Here is a 21,040-nt window from a genome sequence, read left to right on the forward strand (position 1 = left end):
TACTCTCTTTATTATCCATGTTGGTGAGGGTCAAAGGCATCACGCACCGCCTCGCCAGCGAAAACCAGTAAGGTCAACATGACAGACAGAACCGCAAACGCGGATAAGCCCAACCACGGCGCTTGCAAATTGGCTTTACCTTGCGCTAATAACTCACCTAAAGAAGGCGAACCCGCCGGCAAACCAAAGCCCAGAAAATCAAGCGATGTCAGTGTGGTGACCGAGCCAGAAAGAATAAACGGCATCATGGTTAGCGACGCCACCATGGCATTCGGCAGCATATGACGCAGCATAATCCGTTTATCATCCACCCCCATGGCATGAGCGGCTTTAACATAATCGAAATTACGGCATCGTAAAAATTCAGCACGTACCACGCCGACCAAACTCATCCAGCTAAACAGCACCATAATGCCCAGCAGCCACCAAAAATTGGGTTCCACAAAACTCGATAAGATGATCAGCAAAAATAGCGTTGGCATCCCTGACCAGACTTCAATAAATCGCTGCCCAAGCAGATCGAGCCAACCTCCGTAGTAGCCTTGCGTCGCGCCCACTGCCACACCAACAATGCTCGACACCAGGGTAAGGATAAAACCAAACAGCACCGAGATCCTAAAGCCGTAAATAATACGCGCCAGTACATCCCTACCCTTATCATCGGTGCCCAACCAGTTAACGCTGTCTGGCGCAGAAGGCACCGAGGCAACGATGTCATAATTGATGGTGTCATAACTAAAGCGAATCAGTGGCCAGATAATAAAGCCCTGCTCTTGAATTAACTCAATAACGTAAGGATCGGTGTAGTCCGCTTCGGTCTCAAACTCGCCACCAAATTCGGTCTCGGCATATTGATAAGCGATGGGGTAATACCATTGATTATCGTATTCGACTAATAACGGCTTATCGTTAGCAATCAGCTCTGCGAACAGGCTAAGGAAAAATAGAATAAAGAACAGCCAAGTCGACCAGTAGCCACGTTTATTGCTTTTAAATCTCTGCCAGCGCGCTTGGGTGAGTGGGTTCATCGCCATTTATCGCGCCTCAAAGTCAATACGTGGGTCAACCCAGGTATAGGTTAAGTCAGAAATAATACTCAAAATCAGACCCAATAACGTCATGATATACAGTGAACTAAATACCACTGGGTAATCGCGTTGAATGGTTGATTCAAAGCCCAATAAACCAATACCTTCGAGCGAGAACATCACTTCGATCAACATTGAACCCGTGAAGAAAATACTGATAAACGCACTCGGGAAACCAGCAATGATAATCAACATCGCATTTCTAAAGACGTGCTTGTAGAGAATGCTACGCTCATCCAACCCTTTGGCTCGAGCCGTGACCACGTATTGCTTGTTTATCTCATCGAGAAAGGAGTTCTTGGTCAGCATACTCAAGGTAGCAAAGCCCCCAATCACCATCGCGAGGATCGGTAGGGTCAAATGCCAAAAGTAATCCAAGATCTGTTGGTACCAATTGAGTTGGTCAAAGTTACTCGACACTAAGCCGCGCAGCGGGAACCAACTAAAATAGTTACCGCTGGCAAACAAAATGATCAGAATAATGGCAAATAAGAAGCCCGGTATGGCATAACCGACAATAATCATGGCGCTTGACCAAACATCAAAGCGGGAGCCGTGGTGAATCGCTTTCAGTATGCCTAAAGGAATTGAAATCAAATAGATGATTAGCGTGCTCCATAACCCAAGGGAAATGGAGACCGGCAATCGATCTTTAATCAGATCAATCACGTTACCGCCTCGGAATAAACTGTCGCCAAAATTAAACATGGCGTAGTTTTTCAGCATATCGAAATAACGCACGTGAATCGGCTTATCAAAACCAAACTGCTGCTTGATAGCCTCTACCACTTCCGGGTCTAACCCGCGCGAGCCCTTGTACCCTGTTGCTTCGTCACCGGAGCCCGATTCAAGTTCGACCTCCGTGCCGCCGCCACTAAAGCGCTCCATAACACCGGAATTCAAGCCCTGCATCTGCGCAATCGCTTGTTCAACCGGACCACCGGGTGCGATCTGAATAATAAAGAAATTGATGGTGATAATGGCCCAGAGTGTGGGTATCACCAACAATAATCGCCTGAATATATAGGCTGCCATCAGTCCCTCTTAACGACGTTTTTCTGGTAATTGTTCAGCTTTCTGTTTCGATACCCACCAAGTGTCGATACCTAAATCATAGGTAGGTAAGACAGCAGGACGCTCGAATTTATCCCAGGTCGCAACTCGATATTTTTTGATATACCACTGAGGAATAATGTAATAATTCCATTGCAGCACACGATCAAACGCTCGACCCAACGCCAATAGTTTATCTGGGTTATCTTGACTGTCAGCGATCTGGTCGGTCAGCGAATCAATCACTGGATCCATCACACCCGCGGTGTTGTAGGTCGAATCAATAAAGTTAGAATTCCAAACAATTTTCAGATCCGAATTAGGATAGGCATTGGCGTAATACGATGAAGAAACCATATCAAAGTCTCGGTCTCGCAGACGCTTGGTGTATTGAGTGGTGTCGATGGTACGGATACGCATGTCTATCCCCATCGCGCGCATATTCTTTTGAATCGGAATGGCGTAACGCTCGGTAGTCGGGCTATAGATAAGCAATTCAAAGCTTAATCGCTCACCCGTTTCTACATGGGTCATCACTTTGTTTTTCAGTTCCCAACCTGCTTCTTTAAGCAGTGCAAACGCCTTGCGCATCTGTGGACGAATTCGACCCGAACCATCGGTGACGGGTGGATTGTATTCTTCAGTAAATACTCGCGCAGGAATCGACGCTTTAAACGGTGTCAGCACCTCAAGTTCCGCCTTGCTTGGCAATCCTTTCGCTTCATATGGGGTATTTTGGAAGTAGCTACGAGTACGCGTGTACTGGTCGTAGAACATATTTTTGTTCATCCACTGAAAGTCCATCGCGTAATTTAATGCTTCACGAACCTTAGGATCTTTGAACACTTCACGTTGGGTATTGAACACGAACGCCTGAGTCGCCATCGGCTTATGGTGTTCAATCTCTTGTTTGATGATATAGCCCTTGTCGAAATTCACGCCAGTGTATGAACTTGCCCAAAACTTGGCGCTCGATTCCTCACGAATATCGAACTCTCCTGCTTTGAACGCTTCAAGCATCACCGTATCATCACGATAGTAATCGTATTGGACAGTGTTGAAGTTATGGCGACCAACATTGACCGGCAATGACTTAGCCCAGTAGTTATCATCCAACTGATAAGTCACACTCTGACCAATCTTATAATCAACGATTTTATAAGCACCGCTACCAACTGGTGGCTCATTTAGCGGTTCTGAAAAGTTCTTATCTTTCCAAAAGTGCTCAGGTAAAACGCGCGTTGCTTGAGCAAAACTAAACAGCTTTTCTTTATTGCCCGCCGACATTTCGATACGCACTTTGTGCTCTGACACCGCAGTCACCGACTTGATGTCTTTATAATAAGCTCGATATTGCGGAACCCCTTCCGTCATAAACTTATTGAAGGTGAAAGCCACATCACTGGCGGTGATTGGATGACCATCATTAAATTTCGCATTGGGATTCAACTCCAGCTCCATCCACATGTAATCATCTGAATAGCGCAGGCTTTGGGTGATCAACGGATAATAGCTGTCTATCTCATCACTGGGTGAGAACATCAAGGTATCGTAGAGATTACCGGACGCCGCAGCGGCAACACCGCGTGAGGCAAAACGGTTAAAATTATCGTAGGTGCCGATCCGACCGTAAGTCACTCGACCATACTTGGGGGCGTTGGGATTGACATATTCAAAGTGGGTGAAGTTATCTGGGTATTTTGCCTGCCCAAATCCCACCAAGGTGGTGGTTTCAATTACATTGGCGGCAAAACAGTTAGCAGAGAGTAGCGCTAACCATCCAAGTTTAGAAATCGACGTCATCCTTTTCCCTTAATCGCTGATAGCAAGCGGGTTGCGATTGCGCTCGCTTAAACGCTGCTTTCAAAAGTTATTCTATTCCATATCTCTATCATGAGAGCTTGTTGTGAAACGCGTATTAACCATGCCGCAGAGTCACTCAAAACTGGGCATGTCACAGCATACCATTGCTCATGATGAAACCTTATTATATTTACAAGACCCATATTCCGATGGTAAATATTTCAATGGTAAATGCTTCGATGACCAATATGTCGAGCGTCTATAGATTGTGCCTTGCCACTCAACTGACACCACCATGGAACATTGGGTGCACGATGCATACTAAAGCCTAGTTATTCTAATTTGAAGCTAGCGAATAAAATTTGAGTCTAAGTATTATAAATAGCTGTATTTCACCGAGTTTTCAAGGCTTGGAGGGCAAAGCACAGGGAAAAGTCGTTAACTGATATAAATGACTATGCAAAGCGCAAGGCAACACCACCCACATTGTTCGATCAAAACCCAAAAGTACGTTCCAATACCAAAAATCAAAATATCCCGGTCACGTTTGCTACACAGCTAACCATTACGTCATATACTTAATTGTTAAGCGAATATTTATAATGCAAAGGAGTGTCATTCATGAGAGTGATTGCAATCATCGGTTTATCGGTACTAGTTTGGGGTTGTGCGAGCAGTGACACAGATATGGACTCTCGTGCCATGTCTGAAAAAATACAACACGAGGAACAAATACAACAACAGCGCTGCGCGGCGCTCGGTGACTTGAATTGTCAATGATTACAAAAATCGCGCAAGTGGGCACTATAGAATAAGTTCATTAATGTAAAATTAGCTTCATAAACCTTTGGGGTTATTAGGGGTTGGACGGGTTCAAACCATTAGGAAACAGGCGGGGCTATAAAGCTCCCTTCGATTCTGAAACTCACTGTTTAGGCGTAAAAAATGTTATATCCGGTAGCAATTGAAAAAGGGACAGAAACCACGGCCTTTGGTGCTGTGTTCCCCGATGCCAAAAAAAAGAGAGACCATTCGGTCTCTCTTCAATAATTATCCAATCAGCTTTCGCCTCATTGCTAGGGCTTGCGATAACTCTTAATCGACTTAACCACGGTAGTATCGTTGTGGCACAAACGGCATTTTCTCAACCGTCATTGGTAACAACTTGCCACGAACTTCCGCCATCACCTCGCTGCCTATCGCTGCAAACTCGGTGCTAACGTAACCCATTGAAACCGGTTTACCTGCTGTCGGTCCTGATGTACCACTGGTCACGATACCAATCTCATTACCTTGTGAATCAAATAGCTTACACCCTTCACGAACCGGCGCTTTGCTTTGACCAATCAAACCGACTCTCTTACGATTGACTTGCTTGGATTCAATTTGTGACAGGATCACATCTGCACCGGGAAAACCACCCGCTCTTGCGCCTTCATTACGACGCACTTTTTGGATGCCCCACAATAGACTCGCTTCAACGGGCGTGGTTGTTGGGTCCAAATCGTGACCGTAAAGGCACAAACCACACTCTAAACGTAACGAGTCACGCGCCCCAAGACCAATCCATTCAACCGCATCGTTGGTCATTAATTTTTGTGCAACCGCTGCCGCATGCTCAGACGGTACAGAGATTTCAAAACCATCTTCACCGGTATAACCTGAACGACTGACGATACATTCAACACCGTCAATGGTAAGTTGCGCCACATCCATAAACAGCATTTGGCTCACTTGAGGTTGTAGCTCGGCCAGCACATCCACCGCTTGCGGACCTTGCAGTGCCAACAAAGCTCTATCTTCTATAATCTCTAGCTCAACACCTTCTGCTAAGTGCTGTTTGAGATGCTCAATATCTTGTTGTTTACAAGCCGCATTGACCACAACAAACAAATGATCGCCCATGTTGGCCACCATTAAGTCATCCAATATTCCGCCTTGCTCATTGGTAAAAAACGCGTAGCGCTGTTTACCCGCTGGCAAATCAATAATGTCGACCGGAACCAGAGTCTCAAGCATAGCAGCGGCATTTTCGCCTTTTAAGCGCAACTGCCCCATATGCGAAACGTCAAATAGTCCCGCAGCTGCGCGACAATGTAGATGCTCTTTTTTTACACCGAGAGAATACTGCACAGGCATTTCATAGCCTGCGAACGGCACCATTTTCGCGCCAGCTTCCATGTGAAGTGAATACAGAGGAGTCTGTAATAAAGTCTGATTTTCAGATTCGTGTGCCATATTGATCTCCATTGGCATAATTTGACGATTCAAAACAGTAACGCCCGACCAGTTCCATACACTGACCCACAACGCCCCGCCTAATTCCCTATTTTCCTAATTACCTAGCACCTAGCACCTAGCACCTAGCACCTAGCACCTAAATTCTAGTTTCCAATAATAAACAAGCATGCCTAGCTCAGCATCATTTAACAAGCTTGAAACACAAAAATCTCATTAAAAGCGATAAAAGGCACCAAAACAGTCCGTTTAAGCGGCGATTTACTCAGCAGATAAACGTTTGCTTTTCCTATAGGAAACCTAACAATTTGAATTAAGTGGCCGTTACCCAAAGAATTTGCGCATCCTGTTCACTGGTCGATATCAACATATGCCCCATATTGGCATCGTAATAAATGCTGTCTCCTTCACTCATCGCTAATGGCTCATAAAACTCAGAGAAGAACAGCACCTCACCAGATAAAATCAGCAGAAACTCTTCGCCGTCATGCCTTACCCAGTCACCGTATTCCTCAAATGAACGAGCGCGGATAGTGCTCTTAAACGGCATCATTTTTTTATGGGATATCTGAGTCGCCAACAACTCATGTTCATAGGTTGGCGTTGGGTGTGGTTTACCTTGCCCTTTGAGGGTTAAATCTCTTCGCCCTGTTGCCAGATTTTTCTTTGGTGGTTCAAATAGTTGCGGCATATCGATATGCAGTCCGGCAGCCAGTTTCTGCATCGCTTGATAGGTGGGAGAAATCTGCTCATTCTCGATTTTACTCAAGGTGGAACGAGCAAGTCCGGTGCGCTGACTCGCCTCTTCAAGCGTTAAACCTAGCTTAACGCGGATCTCTTTGATTCTTGCTCCGAGCTTCAGCGGCTCAATCGTATCGCCTTCCACCTGTTTCGCTAAGGCAATCGATGGATATTCATCATGGATTTCTTCAGGCATTGCCCATCTCACACTCTATTTATCTATCAATGGACAGCATTGTGACATGAAGCTTGCATGGGATTAAAGCCAAGTTGCGATAAAACTGTGGACTGCATCTCACAGATGAAACAATGTTTCCTATAGGAAATTATTGATTGATTGTTGATTGCTGCAAAGGTATGTTATCCGCTTGTAGACGAATATCACAAAGGCATTGCCTGCCTTAATCTGCGACCTGTCGTCGATACAAGCCAAGACGATGAACGTTAAATAAGCAGATGTTTGCGGCAGTGCCTATTATGAACATAAGTTATGGGCCATAAGGACTGGACAAAACGTCGAGCTCTGACCAAACGAAATTTTTAATTAAACATTGTTGATACTGGAGATAATGCAATGGACAACACTTTGAAGTTTTCTGATAGCCATGAATGGGTACGTGACAACGGTGACGGTACGGTGACTATTGGTATTTCAGAGCATGCTCAAGAAATGCTAGGCGACGTCGTTTTTGTTGACTTACCTGACGTTGAAGATGAAATTGAGGCGGGTGAAAGCTTTTCTTTGGTTGAATCCGTCAAAGCGGCTTCTGATATCTATGCGCCAGTTTCAGGTGAAATCATCGAGATCAATGAAGAACTCGAAGATAGCCCAGAGCTAATCAACGAAGAATCCTACGAAGGCGGTTGGATCGTTAAAGTCCGTCTGTCTGACGCTGACGAACTGAACAACCTAAAAGGCGCTGAAGAGTATCTTGCGTCGATTGAAGACGAGTAATCGCACAACGAACTGATTGTTACTTCAATACGCAACAAACCAATGAGTAAATGAGTAATAAACCAATGAGTCATTAATATAGGTGACGGTTGCTCGCCAACCTCACCTATTCTCATAACTTGTCTACTGCTCATAACTGGTCTGTTGCTCATTACTTGTCTATTGCTCGTAAATAGACAATAACCACAATCGATTCAAAGGTCTCGTAGAAGACCGCCAGAGAGTGAAGGAACCATGACTGAATTAATAAAAAGCCTCAGCACACAACATGAGTTTGTGGCGAGACATAATGGCCCAAATAAGGCTGACCAACAAAAAATGCTGCAAGCAATGAAGCTTGCTTCTTTAGATGCACTGATTGATGAGACGGTACCAAGCCAAATCCGTCTTGAAGCGCCAATGGTCTTGGCCGACGCAATGAGTGAATCGGACATGCTGGTTGAAATGCGCAAGTTCGCGGATATGAACCAACTTAAACGTACTTTTATTGGTCAGGGTTATTACAACACCTTCACTCCGAATGTCATCCTGCGCAATGTGATGGAAAACCCAGGTTGGTACACCGCCTATACACCATACCAACCTGAGATCTCTCAAGGTCGCCTTGAAGCCCTGCTTAACTTCCAGCAAATGGTCATGGACCTGACTGGGATGGAAATTGCCAATGCGTCACTGCTCGATGAAGCGACTGCCGCTGCCGAAGCAATGACACTGTGCAAACGCGCAGGAAAAAGCAAAAGTAACACGTTCTTTGTCGCTGATGATGTTCACCCGCAGACCATTGCGGTAGTGAAAACCCGTGCTGAGTTTATTGGTTTCGATGTGACCGTGGCGCCAATCGAAACGTTAGCGCAATCGGACGTGTTTGGTGCCCTACTGCAATACCCGAACACCACAGGCGAAGTTCGCGATCTGACCGATATCATCGCCACGGCTCAAGCCAACAAAACCCTAGTAACGGTCGCTACTGATCTTCTAGCCTCTGCTATTCTTAAGCCGGCTGGCGAAATGGGCGCGGATGTGGTGATTGGCTCTGCTCAACGTTTCGGTGTCCCGATTGGTTACGGTGGTCCACACGCCGCGTTTATGGCAACTAAAGACAAGCACAAGCGCACCATGCCGGGTCGCGTGATTGGTGTTTCTATCGACACTAAAGGCAATCAAGCCTTGCGTATGGCGATGCAGACTCGCGAACAACATATCCGTCGTGAAAAAGCGACGTCTAACATCTGTACCGCTCAAGCACTACTCGCCAACATGGCTTCGTTCTATGCGGTGTATCATGGTGAGCAAGGACTAAAAACCATTGCTCGTCGCACGCACCATATGACGGCGATCCTTGCCGCTGGTTTAGTGAAAGCGGGCTATGAACTCGCCAACCATCACTTCTTCGATACGATTACCATCAAGAGTGGTGCCAATACTGACGCTCTGTATCAGAAAGCACAGCAGGCAAACATCAACTTGCGTCAACTCGATGGGCAGTTGGGTGTCAGTTTTGATGAAACAACCACGACAGCGGATATTGAGTCTCTCTTTACCGTATTCTCTGTCACCGAGTCAATTGAATCACTTTCAGCAACTATTGCTGACAATGAATTTTCGGCCATCCCTGAAAATTGTCGTCGCCAGACACGTTATTTAACTCACCCAGTGTTTAACACTCATCATAGTGAAACGCAGATGATGCGTTATTTGAAACAGCTAGAGAACAAAGACTTCTCGTTGACTCACGGTATGATCCCGCTGGGTAGCTGTACCATGAAGTTAAACGCCGTATCTGAAATGATTCCGGTCACATGGCCAGAATTTGGTAACTTACACCCGTTTGCTCCATTAGAACAAGCCGCGGGCTACAGCGCCCTTGCACAAGACTTGAAACAGAAGCTGTGTGAAATTACCGGTTATGACGAGTTTTCTCTGCAACCAAACTCAGGTGCATCGGGCGAATACGCTGGTCTTATTGCCATTCAACGCTACCACCAAAGCCGTGGCGAAGGTCACCGTAATGTTTGCCTAATTCCAAGCTCAGCGCATGGCACCAACCCAGCAACAGCCTCAATGTTGTCAATGAAAGTGGTCGTAGTGAAATGCGATGATAACGGTAATATCGATCTTGAAGACTTAGCGGCGAAGATTGAGAAACACCACGACCAACTCGCTAGCATTATGATTACCTACCCGTCGACGCACGGTGTTTATGAAGAACAAGTGAAACAAGTGTGCGAGATGGTCCATGAAGCCGGTGGTCAGGTTTATCTGGATGGCGCTAACATGAACGCACAGGTTGGCTTAACAAATCCGGGCTTGATCGGCTCAGATGTTTCCCACCTCAACCTACACAAAACGTTCTGTATTCCACACGGCGGTGGCGGTCCCGGTATGGGTCCTATCGGCGTTAAATCGCACCTTGCTCCGTTCTTGCCGGGGCATGTCGAAAATGGTGTTCAAGGCACAGATTATTCGGTTGCCGCGGCTGACCTTGGCAGTGCTTCTATCTTGCCAATCTCATGGGCATATATTGCCATGGCGGGCGCACCCGGCTTAACCGAAGCCACTGAAGTTGCGATCTTAAATGCCAACTATGTCATGGAGCGTCTACTGCCCCATTACCCTGTTCTTTACCGTGGCAGCAATGGACGTGTTGCACACGAATGCATCATTGATATTCGACCAATTAAAGAAGCCTCTGGTATCAGCGAAGAAGATATCGCAAAGCGTCTTATGGACTATGGTTTCCACGCTCCTACCATGTCGTTCCCAGTCGCAGGCACGTTAATGATTGAGCCAACAGAATCGGAAGATCTTGAAGAACTCGACCGTTTCTGCGAAGCAATGATCGCGATTCGCAACGAGATCCATCAAGTTCAGCAAGGCGACTGGCCACTAGACAACAACCCACTGGTCAACGCACCACACACTCAAGTGGATCTTGCAGCCGCAGAGTGGGAACGTCCGTACTCACGCGAGTTAGCCTGCTTCCCATCACAACAAACCAAGCAGTCAAAATACTGGCCAACCGTCAATCGTGTCGACAATGTTTACGGCGACCGTAACTTGATTTGCTCTTGTCCAAGTGTTGAGAGTTATTTGGATTAAGGGTGTGGTTGATCACAGATAACTAAGTTGAAAACTGTGATAACCGAGTTGGAAATCGATAACTAAGTTGGAAACTAACTTGAAAACAAAAGGCGAACCATTTGGTTCGCCTTTTCTCTTTGCACAGTTTTTAGTCTAACATGGTGTCATATTTTCGATGCTAGGAACTCAGCAATGACTAACGTTAAATCAAGGAAAACTCGGAAAGCTTACACTCCAGAGGAAGCTGCTCTTTTCGCTAAAGCAGCTAACGCAGCAGCAAAACAAATAGTTTCACTACAGCTTCAACGTTACGACGACACTCCTTATACCCGTAGCAAAAAGGATTCGTTATAGCTTACCAATAATATATGAATCAAAGTGCTTTAACTCAACATCAAGTCCAGAAATAGCTGATTGAAGATTGTTGTAATCTTCACTAGTTCCTATGATTATCTGCTTACCTATTTTCTTTACTTCAGATGATTTTACGATGAACTCTTGAAAGCTTTCATTCTTAGCCTCTTGTTGGCGAGGTTCATCGAGGATTAGTAACCCCAAATGATTCGTTTCCTGTCCAGAAGCACTATCTAGAGTTAACATTGAATATAGATATGACCAAATAACACGAATGTTATCGCTGGCAGATGCCTCTGAATTGATATCCACCTCATTAAGTGCAGGTTTGAAGCTTCGTTCTGATATTTCGAAGTCTTTTAGATCACTACTGCTGTAACCAAACGCTTCTAGATTATTTACAAAACTATTTTTCAAAGAGCTTAACTTTCTACGATCATTAGCGCTTAAACCATTAAATGGGAGTGCACTTAGAGCTTTCTCCGCTATACCCCACGACAACAAGGCTTCTTCCATATTTCCTTTGATTTCTTCTTCACTTCGGAGAGCTTTTTCCAATGAACTGATCTCTCCTTCCAGAAGAAGCTCTTTCTTGATATCACTTCTTGAAGGTACAGAAGTTGAGTCAATCAAACTATCTTTGATACTTCTTATGAGCGCACGAGTTTTAGTTAATTCAGAACGAGACTCTCTCAACAAGTTTTCTTTTTTATCAAGTTTTAGTTCCTCTCCTTTCGCTAACGCATTATATGCATCTAATTGCTTCTCCAGATATTTTATATTGTCGCCTAAACCCAAGACCTTTGAGTCATTATCTCCTAACTCCGTTAACAGTGTTTCAGGCATTTTTCTTTGGCAGGTTGGGCATTGCTTTTGTACTATAGAAAAATTCTCTTGTGATCCTATTTCCTCAAGACGTTGGAGATCTTTATACTTTCGTAAACTATCTTGGACGTCATGGATCCTATCCTTAATTGAAACAAAGTACTTATCAGATACTGACAAGTCCGAAAGTAACATACTGATGCTCTTTTCTTGGCTACTTAGAAGAGTTTGTTGTTGCTCTAAATCACGCTCTAGTCTGCTAAGTTTCTGAGAATCAAGCTTACTATTAGTGAACTCCTGCTTTAGCTTAATCAAAGCGGTATTTAAATTCTCAATACGCTCTTTATAGCTCACCGCATTGTCAGAATCGTAGAAATAAAGGTACGAACCATTGGCTAATTGTGTTTTCTTTCCAATTTTTTCGTCTAACTGATTCGAAACGAAACCATATGTTCTCTTCGCTTCATTCATGAGGTTATCAAGAGCTAATTCCCAAACTCTCTCAGCGTCTTTCTTCTTCTGGGTATGTTCTTGTCTTCTTTTTGCAACATCTCTAGCATCTAGGTCTAGGGTGAACTCGATTACTCGCTCAGATAGCTCTTTTATACCCAAGTACGTTGGCAATATGTTGAGAATACCGCCCCATCCACGCGTTTGCTCAACATAGTTCATTGCAAATATGGCTTCTAGGTATAGTGGAGATTCACCACCGTTATACTTCGTAACTCTAGGAAGCTCTATCTCAAGGAAGTCAGCAAGCAGGTAGTGAAAGCCTCTCTCCCGTGATGCAGCTCCTTCAACCCTTAAGTAGTAATCTGAGCTTTCAATGTCATTCCTTTCGAGGACTTCTTCAACCGACAGGTCAAAATAAACGGAAATCAGATCTTTTCTATCTTCATTACTACTCCTCATAATCGTCATACGCTTATTCGAGTTAGAAATTTGAAGATATATTTTCGATCCAATTACACTAACTTTTCTTCCGCCCTCGACCCTCAACTGGCTGGTTAATGCTGTTTTTAAGGGTACTTTTCTCGATGGGCCTAAACAACCTTCCAAACCAAGTGCGTATACAATGGACTGTATACATGTTGACTTACCATGCGTGTTCTCAGCATGAATTATGTTGAGGCCTTGCGTGAAAGGAATGTCAGTACCATAAAGGCCATCATTGGTTTGAGTGCGAATAGATAGATTCTCTATTACAAGGTTTAACATATGATATTACCCTGAATGATATTGTTAATTCTTTGATCGTTAAAATGGGATTTCGAGTAAGCATTGATGAAATCACTTTCGAGAATGAACAGATTCGAATCTGCATCTATTTTTTTTGCAAACTGCACCCCTTTAGGGGTAAGTTTGATACTCTTTGCATCATCAATTATGAATAGCTTTTCACCTATACCTATATCTATTGCTCGATCAACAAGCGGGTCAAAACGGATATTACTATTCTCACGAGAAAGCAAACCTCCCCGATATGCAACACGCTTTTTATCTGATGAAACAAGTGCATAAAGCACTTGGATTTTTTTCAAGTTGGCTTTGTTACCAGAACAAAGTTTATACAGAATCAATACTAACAACGAAATACGCCAGAGGGGTCTAAGTTCAGCGTCTACAGAAGCGCCTCTATAGTTAAACTTAATTCCGTGTTGGGGTTCAATGTCAAATAAATCCATTAGTGGAAGTCCAATGTACAGTTCATTAGCCAATCAGCAACAGTTCCGAGAGCAATGGTGTCGAGATTGTCTTCATGTAGTTTTGCAGAGTTTTCTAACTTCTCTCGCAACACATTTTTCTGATAAGCAATGCTTTGGGATTCAGGTGATGAATCTAAAGCTTCGATGAAAATTTCTTCAGCCCGTTTGTCCTTCGTCGAGGTTATAGCTTTGTGGAACTCAGGATAATCTTCCTTTAGTTCAGTTAGCATGTTTTGTGACATTATCGCCTTACGCGTTAAGAGACCTTTACCATTGGCAACAACACTTGGATTTGAGTTGAGTTTACTGAGTTTAGTAGTCAGGTTTGACATAAACTCCGTCGAAGTATCTTCTATAAAAGAGGCTACATGATGTTCCTCTATGTCCGATATGTTCAACTTTAAAGTGGCGTACCCTGCCTGCAAAAGCATGGTTTCTTCTTTTTTAAACTCACTACGATCCCAGATCAAAACTCTGAAATCGTTGTTGTCAACGTAATCGAGGTTTGCAGCCTTAACTTCTAAGGTCTTTTTGGTCGCATGAGCCACTAGGTCTTTTGTTTTGTGGGAGGGTACAACTAAAATCCATCTTTTGATTTTTAGATCCCCAAAAAAACCACTCATTTTATCTGTATTAGTAATAAACTTCCCAATGTCCCTAGTCATCTTATTACGTTGCTTTTCGTAAAGCTTAGAGACATTTTCTACTTCTTCAGGGCAATACATCTGGTAGGCGTGTCCATCTAGAGAGAAGCCCTCTATGCCGCCATCCCCCTTATCATGATCAGGTATAGGGATATAGTTCGCAGACGAGTAGCGTTCTTTCAAAAGGTCATTTGCATGGGTCTCCCACTCATCAGGAAACCATACTTTGTCATTGCTCAATTCCATTAAAATCAGCTCAATAATGCGTGACAATTAACATAAACTAAAACATAAGATTATAAGAACTTAATTACTGATAAACAGTGAGCATAATCAAATTGTATCTATCTGTTCTATAAGGACATCTGATTTATTGTGTTATGAAGTTATGCTTATCATACTTTCAAAAAATGCTGATTCTACTCGCTCATACAAGTCTCTTCCCTCGGTAACGAAAACACACACTAGAAAAGAGCTTTCATTTGTATTTGCAAGTAGTGACCTCAGCCAAAACGTCTCATTACACTCCAAAGGTGCCAGCGCGTCAGCTCCTTCAAAAATGACAAGTGTCTTGCGTCTACAACCTTCCAAAGTAGCAACCAATTCTCGGTTCTCTTCTGCTGCGAAAGCAGCTAGGGGGGATTCATACTCATTAAAGTTCAGATTAAAGACATCTATGCCTCTACTCTTAGCTTGGTCTCTACACACATCCAAGTAGCCCTCTGGTGTTTGGTCAGTTATCAATGAGCAGATGGTGAGCTCTAGTTCCCATGCCATACTGATAAATCTTTCTGCGCTAACCATAACCAAGCCTAACTAATCATCACATGTTTGTAATACTAGCCTCTTTAAAAAAGATATCTAACTCTGTCGAAAATAAGCAACCAGAACAATAAATTTGCATGTTTTATAAGTTTTTTTTGAGTTAGGAATCCAAGTGTACGATCCGTGAACAATTATTTCTTAAAGCAATGAAATATAAAGACATTAGATTCTATATCGATTTATATAAGGAATAATAATTAAGCCTAATGAAAAACTGCAAATTCCATGTATCCCTTCAAATATCACATTGAATTACAAGCTTTTCTAATTCAGCTCCCTAAGCTCTAAGTCAATTATATAAGTTATAATAAATCCTTTATTTACATAGGCTTACAAGCGCACCCAGTTAGACAAACCCTAGAAAGGCTGCTAACAATATATTAGTAAGTGAGGATTAGGCATATGAAAATAGTTAAGCAACCATACATAACAAACTATGAGCTCAGAAAATTAGAAAAACACTTAAAGAAGATTAAGAATGGTGAGTACGAGCCATATATTACAGTTCGACGTTCAAATAGTGTCGGTCTATCTCATATTGTTTTCAGTCACAAGACGAAACGCTGCCATCACTTATTCAGCTTAGGTGAGCTTGCTCTATTCCTTCATCTTGAGCACGATCCTGAAGTCTTGGATATACAAGAGCAATACCCCTTACCGTTAAATGAAACTCTCAAGTGGGCTAAATATCTGAATTATCGACACCCTGCTAAATACAAAGAAAGGGATGGTAAAGATATTCCTGCTGCAACCATGACCACGGATTTCGTTGTCACCTTGTATGATGCGACGAGAGACCAGCTTGGCATTCAGCCGTATAACTATAAACCGAGCTCAGCTCTAAGTACTGAATTTGAGTCTCCCCAAAAAGTCACACGAACCCAACAAAAGTTCAAAATTGAAGAGATGTACTGGGGGCGTTATAACCATCATCTAACGCAAATAACAGATGAAGACTTAAACCCCAACAAAACATACAACCTTCAATGGCTTAGAGAGACCTACCATCATATACGCGAGAGTCAAATCGAAGGCCCACTGTGCGAAGGGATGTTAAACACTCTAACCAGAAGCCTTATAAACACCCCAGAGAAAACTCTAAAGCAGCATTTGAATCACGCATCATTAGTACACGATGTAACCGAACTTGCTGCATTGGAGATCTTTCAACATCTTGCGTATTCAGGTCAACTAGACGTTGACCTGAATGAGCGCATAGAAGTTTTTCGCCCTGTAATGATGATTACGCAACACGATGAGAATTAATCAAAAATTGGTCGATGACAAAAAAGGGCTTGAATATCTTATCGTAGATATTTGCCAAGACCTCGACCTGATTGCTGTCACTCAGCTCAATGTTGAACGACCTAAAAGGCCTCATACGATTATGCTAAGTGATACGTTGAGCCAAATAGAACTGGGCAAATGGAAAGTGCTAGAGCATTCCTTTAGCCCTTACCTATACATGTCGGACGAAGAGTTACTGAAGGATAAGAAGCGCAGAAAGTGGTTACAACGCAGAGATAGCAGCTTCAACATTATAGCCCCGTTAATCGATAACGACGAACTACGTTACAACTATCTTTTTATCGATAGCTGTTCAATCTTACATCGATTGATAGAAACATCAGGTCGCAGCCGCAGTTATGTAGCAAAAATTTTAAATCGTTACTGGTATTACGGTTCTCATGTCAATGCTCTACTCCCTCTGTGGAGAAATTGCGGAACGAATCAGTCTTTACCTGAAGCACCGTCATTTGACCAAGACCCTGAGTTAGGCAAAAGTGGCCCGAAAACCAGATATGGAAGTCCTTATCGTGGAGTCACTCAGCAAGACATTAAACATATTCGACGATTTGCTAAAACCATTCCAAACGGTGGCAAAGCTAGGCTGAGTGACCTTTACGATCAGTTTACACGCAAGTTCATGTATGCACGTGTTAAACCAATGATTGAAGAAGCACATGAGATAGCTTTACCTGTTCCAAGGGCCAAACTCATTTCACGAAATGCATTTAAATATCATTTTAAACAAAACGTAGATCAACTTGAATTGATAAGGAAGGCTGTCGGCACGACCAATTTTCAAAAAGACTTCCGAGGCCGTGCGGGCCTCGCTCGACAGGGTGTTCGTGGCCCCACCAGCCGCTATGAAATAGATGCCACAGTCGTTGATCAATACATACGCTACCCCTACGACAAAACCAATCAGTTAGCCACGGGACGCCCTGTGATCTATCTAGTTGTAGATACGTGGTCTGGCATGTTTGTTGGCACTCATGCTTGTTTTCACGGCCCAGATTGGACGGGAGCATCACAAGCCCTTTTCAATGCTTTTACCAACAAAGTCCAGTTTGCTAAACGCTATGGCGTTGAAATTACTGAAAACGAATGGCCGTGCCACCATGTCTGCTCACAGTTAGTCATGGATCGAGGTTCCGAGTATACAGACCGTAACATTGAAAGCATGCTTAAGGGTGAAATTGGCTTATCAATCGCCAGTTTCGCTCCGTATCATCGCGGGGATTGTAAAGGAACTGTCGAGAAAGCATTTGATATTTTTCATCAAAATGCTGTTCGATTTGTGCCTGGTCAAGTCATGAAAGTACCCAGCAAGGAAGAGCAACACGCTTCTAGAAAAGCGTCGATGTCCTTCAAAGCATTCATGGAAAAGCTCATAAGGACAATCATTTATACCAATAACAACCGCCTTAGAAAGAACAACCATAACTTCGAGATGTCTCGTGATGATGTTGGTTTCTCTCCTAGAGACTTATATCTCTACGGGCTAGAAGAAATGGTGATACCGCCAGCTCAGATTCCTGAAGAGCGACTTCGTTTCGCATTGCTACCTGCTGACAAGGCGACTGTGAGAATGGAGGGCGTTTACTTTAAGGGGCTGTATTACAGCGCTAACAAAATCATTCATAAACAATGGTTAGACAAAGCTCGTAATTTTGGTCGATACACAGTGGAAGTTCGATACGACCAAAATTCAACGAACTTTATTTGGTGTAAAGACCCTGAATCTAACGAACTAATTACTTTAGAACTCACTGATCGCTCTGAAGCGTATCGTAATCAAATTTGGCAATCGACCCTTCATGAAATCGAATTAACCAAACAAAAACAAAGCCTTCATGAAGAACATTCATTCGCTAACAAAATTGAGTTCTTAAACAAACTGGATGAAATCGATAAACAAGCAAAAGCTGACGCTCGATACTTAAAAACATCGTCAGCAAAGTCTATCCAGACAGGTATCAAAGAACGAAAGAGTATCGTCTCTTCTATTGAACGCAGCAAACAATCTGAGCAGATAGCAGCAACCTTAAGTTCCGAAGATAACGCTAGCTCCACTGCTAAAAAGAATACCCAACACTTGGAAACACCTGATTTTTTTGACTTTGATGATGAACAAGATGATAGCTAATTATATACCTCACCCTAACTCTCAGATGGCACAAAATCCTCTGATTGAAGCGCTAGGAATGCCATTGCTACCTAAACAATTTATCCAGGCAACAACACTATCTCCTGACATGATGATTGATGTCAGTTCGCTCCCTACTGAGCATCATGGTTACTACACCAGAACATTCATTGATAACCTATCTGAGTGCTATGTTGTTCAGGATGAAGCCCCACGCCTTTATGACACCGTATTTCGCATGATTGAACGAGGCTATATCTATCGCAACCCTTTGGTGTATGGCGATATTAAACAATTGCAATTTGCCGACTCTATTGAAATACCTGAAGGGCAAGAGCGCACTCTAAAGCAAACAGCAAATCAGCAGAGTTTTTTGGTAGCAGGTCTATCAGGTCGCGGAAAGTCAGCGATGGTAGAAAGCATCTTGTCTGCCATTCCTCAAGTCATTTCACATCAAGAGTACCAAGGACAAAAGTTCATCTACGAACAGATTGTCTGGCTTAAGATCGATATCCCAACAGCTCGCGGGCAGCGTGCACTACTCTGGAGGATTCTTGAGTCCATCGATTCGGTAACTGGTGAGAATTATTATGAGTCACATCAGAAAAGCTCAGTTACGGCGCTCATGATTGCGGTTCGTAAGGCGCTACTCATCCATGGTGTTGGGATTATTGTTCTAGATGAAGCTCAGAACCTATCTGAAACTCGACAGTACGAGAAAGTTGGTAACAACGAGAACGCCACACTAAAGTTCGTGGAAGAGTTGTTTAACAAGGTTGGTGTACCACTATTACTCGTCGGGACACTATCAACACTCAATCTGTTTTCTAAAGAGATGACTGCCGCTAGGCGAATTGGAAAGACAGGGTCGCTAATCTTAGAGCAATGTGATGTTGAAAGCTCGTTTTGGAAACGCTTCATTAAGCAAATGTGCCCGACACAATTACTTAAAAATCAGACAACTGACATTGATACTCTAACGCGCCATGTTCACTACTTATCAGCAGGGATCCCTGCTATCGCAAGCAGCCTAATAAAGGCCACATTGTCTTATCTGACTTATCTAACACCAAACAATCAAGACCTAAGCATGGCTGCTCTAGACCATGTATTCAAAGAGCAATTTCTCTTGGTCTCAGGCGCATTAACTGCACTAAAGCGAGGTCAGTTTTATAAATATGAGGATTGCAATCCTTTATCTCAATTGCACTCGGTTCAACAGGATTTGTTTTCAGAAAGTGGCTCAAATATTGACGGCAACCAAGTCTGTAAGCAATCCCCAAGAAGCTCTCGTTCTGCCGCAAACCTTACTGAGAAAGACCAAGAAATGCTAGAGAGCTTAACTCCTGAAGCCTTACTAGCGCAGGCTAGAAAGTATGAATAACATCTTGTACCTACTACCGAACGAACACCTAAGAAGCTTCCTTAGCCGAGTTCATACTATGTCCCCTTTTGGCACTTTTGCTACTTCAGCAAAACGTCTAGGGCTGGCAAATTTCAGTGCGTCGCCAGTTACAGTCATGTCTGACCTAGACGCCATACTGATGAATATTCTTAATGATGACAATCGTTCGATTTGGCAAATGCATATGCACGGTAACGTCATCGAGTCTTTCCTCAACGAGCGAGAGAAGCGCGAACTACCATTGTTTTTGAAAGGAAAGCCATATGACATCGACTTTACGCAATCCCAAACGGTACATAATCGTTTGTGGCGTTACTGCAAAGACTGTATTGCTGAAGACTTAGATACTGTTGGTATTTCATATTTTCACCAACATCACCAACTACAGGGGGTTTTTCACTGCTACAAACACGGAACGAGGCTCATTAATAGCTGTTCTTCATGCAGTTACACTGTAAAAAATCTTAGTCGAATGCAAACCCCAACATTAATCTGTCCGAGCTGTGGTTCCAGCATGATAAGTCAGGGAGCGTATTATGATGAAACAATGCTAAGAGTTGAACAGCTTATGTTGGCGTTAAATGAGCAAACGCTCACCCTATGCCTTGAATCCGTGCAACAAAATACGTTGGCACGCATGGGGTTTACGCTTGAGCAAACTGATACGTTGGCTTTTAAGAAAGCTTGTGGCGATTGGTACAAAGAAATTTTCATGACTCTAGGGAAAGGCGCTCTAGAGCAGTACTTCTCGAATACGAGGAAAGTAAATGATCACATAATTTCTCCTACGATGAGGACAACACGCTTATTTTTATCGACTTCAACAAACAGATTTAGTCCACCACTGATCTACATTCTCATGCTGGTTGCTACAGGACAGTTATAGACC

The 21,040-nt window shown here is 43.4% G+C and carries 16 protein-coding genes; 8 read left to right on the forward strand and 8 right to left on the reverse strand.

The genetic code is table 11. The annotated features are described in order from the left end of the window. Window positions 1–11: 11 nt before the first annotated feature. The 3 genes from L9Q39_RS17180 to L9Q39_RS17190 are packed head-to-tail and all read right to left on the reverse strand — an operon-like array spanning window position 12 to window position 3,944. On the reverse strand, window positions 12–1,034 hold the full coding sequence (locus tag L9Q39_RS17180; RefSeq protein WP_237486316.1) for an ABC transporter permease: 1,023 nt from the start codon (window positions 1,032–1,034) through the stop codon (window positions 12–14). After that, the gene (locus tag L9Q39_RS17185) at window positions 1,035–2,123 is read right to left on the reverse strand and encodes a microcin C ABC transporter permease YejB (RefSeq protein WP_237486317.1); all 1,089 of its coding nucleotides are present in this window, start codon (window positions 2,121–2,123) and stop codon (window positions 1,035–1,037) included. Window positions 2,124–2,132: 9 nt separating this feature from the next. Then, entirely contained in the window at window positions 2,133–3,944 is a 1,812-nt protein-coding gene (locus tag L9Q39_RS17190; RefSeq protein WP_237486318.1) for an extracellular solute-binding protein, read from the reverse strand. A gap of 103 nt (window positions 3,945–4,047) precedes the next feature. On the opposite strand from L9Q39_RS17190, the gene L9Q39_RS17195 reads away from it, so the two are divergent. Both L9Q39_RS17195 and L9Q39_RS17200 read left to right on the forward strand, forming a co-directional pair. Then, the gene (locus L9Q39_RS17195) at window positions 4,048–4,209 is read left to right on the forward strand and encodes a hypothetical protein (RefSeq protein ID WP_237486319.1); all 162 of its coding nucleotides are present in this window, start codon (window positions 4,048–4,050) and stop codon (window positions 4,207–4,209) included. Between the two features lie 356 nt (window positions 4,210–4,565). Next, window positions 4,566–4,724, forward strand: coding sequence for a hypothetical protein (locus L9Q39_RS17200; RefSeq protein ID WP_237486320.1), 159 nt, complete (start codon window positions 4,566–4,568; stop codon window positions 4,722–4,724). Window positions 4,725–5,048: 324 nt separating this feature from the next. Here L9Q39_RS17200 and gcvT read toward each other — a convergent pair whose 3' ends face one another. Beyond that, complete coding sequence (gene gcvT / locus L9Q39_RS17205; protein WP_237486321.1) at window positions 5,049–6,182, reverse strand: glycine cleavage system aminomethyltransferase GcvT; 1,134 nt, start codon at window positions 6,180–6,182, stop codon at window positions 5,049–5,051. A gap of 313 nt (window positions 6,183–6,495) precedes the next feature. Beyond that, a complete protein-coding gene (locus L9Q39_RS17210; RefSeq protein WP_237486322.1) occupies window positions 6,496–7,119 on the reverse strand; it encodes a helix-turn-helix domain-containing protein in 624 nt (207 codons plus the stop codon). Window positions 7,120–7,497: 378 nt separating this feature from the next. On the opposite strand from L9Q39_RS17210, the gene gcvH reads away from it, so the two are divergent. Both gcvH and gcvP read left to right on the forward strand, forming a co-directional pair. After that, the gene (gene gcvH / locus L9Q39_RS17215; protein WP_237486323.1) at window positions 7,498–7,878 is read left to right on the forward strand and encodes a glycine cleavage system protein GcvH; all 381 of its coding nucleotides are present in this window, start codon (window positions 7,498–7,500) and stop codon (window positions 7,876–7,878) included. Window positions 7,879–8,112: 234 nt separating this feature from the next. Beyond that, window positions 8,113–10,977, forward strand: a complete 2,865-nt coding sequence (gene gcvP, locus L9Q39_RS17220; protein ID WP_237486324.1) for an aminomethyl-transferring glycine dehydrogenase — start codon at window positions 8,113–8,115, stop codon at window positions 10,975–10,977. A gap of 330 nt (window positions 10,978–11,307) precedes the next feature. On the opposite strand, the gene L9Q39_RS17225 is transcribed toward gcvP, so the two are convergent. Genes L9Q39_RS17225 through L9Q39_RS17235 form a run of 3 tightly spaced genes read right to left on the reverse strand, consistent with a single transcriptional unit; the run spans window position 11,308 to window position 14,734 of the window. Beyond that, window positions 11,308–13,356, reverse strand: a complete 2,049-nt coding sequence (locus tag L9Q39_RS17225; RefSeq protein ID WP_176289534.1) for an AAA family ATPase — start codon at window positions 13,354–13,356, stop codon at window positions 11,308–11,310. Continuing rightward, window positions 13,350–13,823 (reverse strand): hypothetical protein, encoded by a 474-nt coding sequence (locus L9Q39_RS17230; protein WP_033008173.1) that lies wholly within the window; start codon window positions 13,821–13,823, stop codon window positions 13,350–13,352. Before L9Q39_RS17230 ends, L9Q39_RS17225 begins: the two co-directional genes overlap by 7 nt. Next, on the reverse strand, window positions 13,823–14,734 hold the full coding sequence (locus L9Q39_RS17235; protein WP_176289535.1) for a hypothetical protein: 912 nt from the start codon (window positions 14,732–14,734) through the stop codon (window positions 13,823–13,825). The genes L9Q39_RS17230 and L9Q39_RS17235 overlap by 1 nt, the downstream gene beginning before the upstream one ends. Window positions 14,735–15,715: 981 nt before the next feature. Between L9Q39_RS17235 and L9Q39_RS17240 the strand changes: the two genes are divergently transcribed. From L9Q39_RS17240 to L9Q39_RS17255, 4 genes are read left to right on the forward strand one after another with little or no spacing between them, the layout of a single operon-like run. Continuing rightward, window positions 15,716–16,579 (forward strand): TnsA endonuclease N-terminal domain-containing protein, encoded by an 864-nt coding sequence (locus tag L9Q39_RS17240; RefSeq protein ID WP_237486325.1) that lies wholly within the window; start codon window positions 15,716–15,718, stop codon window positions 16,577–16,579. Between the two features lie 7 nt (window positions 16,580–16,586). Beyond that, window positions 16,587–18,746 (forward strand): TnsB C-terminal domain-containing protein, encoded by a 2,160-nt coding sequence (locus L9Q39_RS17245; RefSeq protein WP_237486326.1) that lies wholly within the window; start codon window positions 16,587–16,589, stop codon window positions 18,744–18,746. Then, window positions 18,736–20,130: an ATP-binding protein gene (locus L9Q39_RS17250; RefSeq protein ID WP_237486327.1), complete on the forward strand. Its 1,395-nt coding sequence runs from the start codon at window positions 18,736–18,738 to the stop codon at window positions 20,128–20,130. The genes L9Q39_RS17245 and L9Q39_RS17250 overlap by 11 nt, the downstream gene beginning before the upstream one ends. Continuing rightward, window positions 20,123–21,037 carry a TniQ family protein gene (locus L9Q39_RS17255; protein ID WP_047103489.1) on the forward strand — a complete coding sequence of 305 codons (915 nt, stop codon included), beginning with the start codon at window positions 20,123–20,125 and terminating at the stop codon, window positions 21,035–21,037. Before L9Q39_RS17250 ends, L9Q39_RS17255 begins: the two co-directional genes overlap by 8 nt. Window positions 21,038–21,040: the final 3 nt, after the last annotated feature.

Source organism: Vibrio hippocampi (assembly GCF_921292975.1).
GTDB lineage: Bacteria > Pseudomonadota > Gammaproteobacteria > Enterobacterales > Vibrionaceae > Vibrio > Vibrio hippocampi.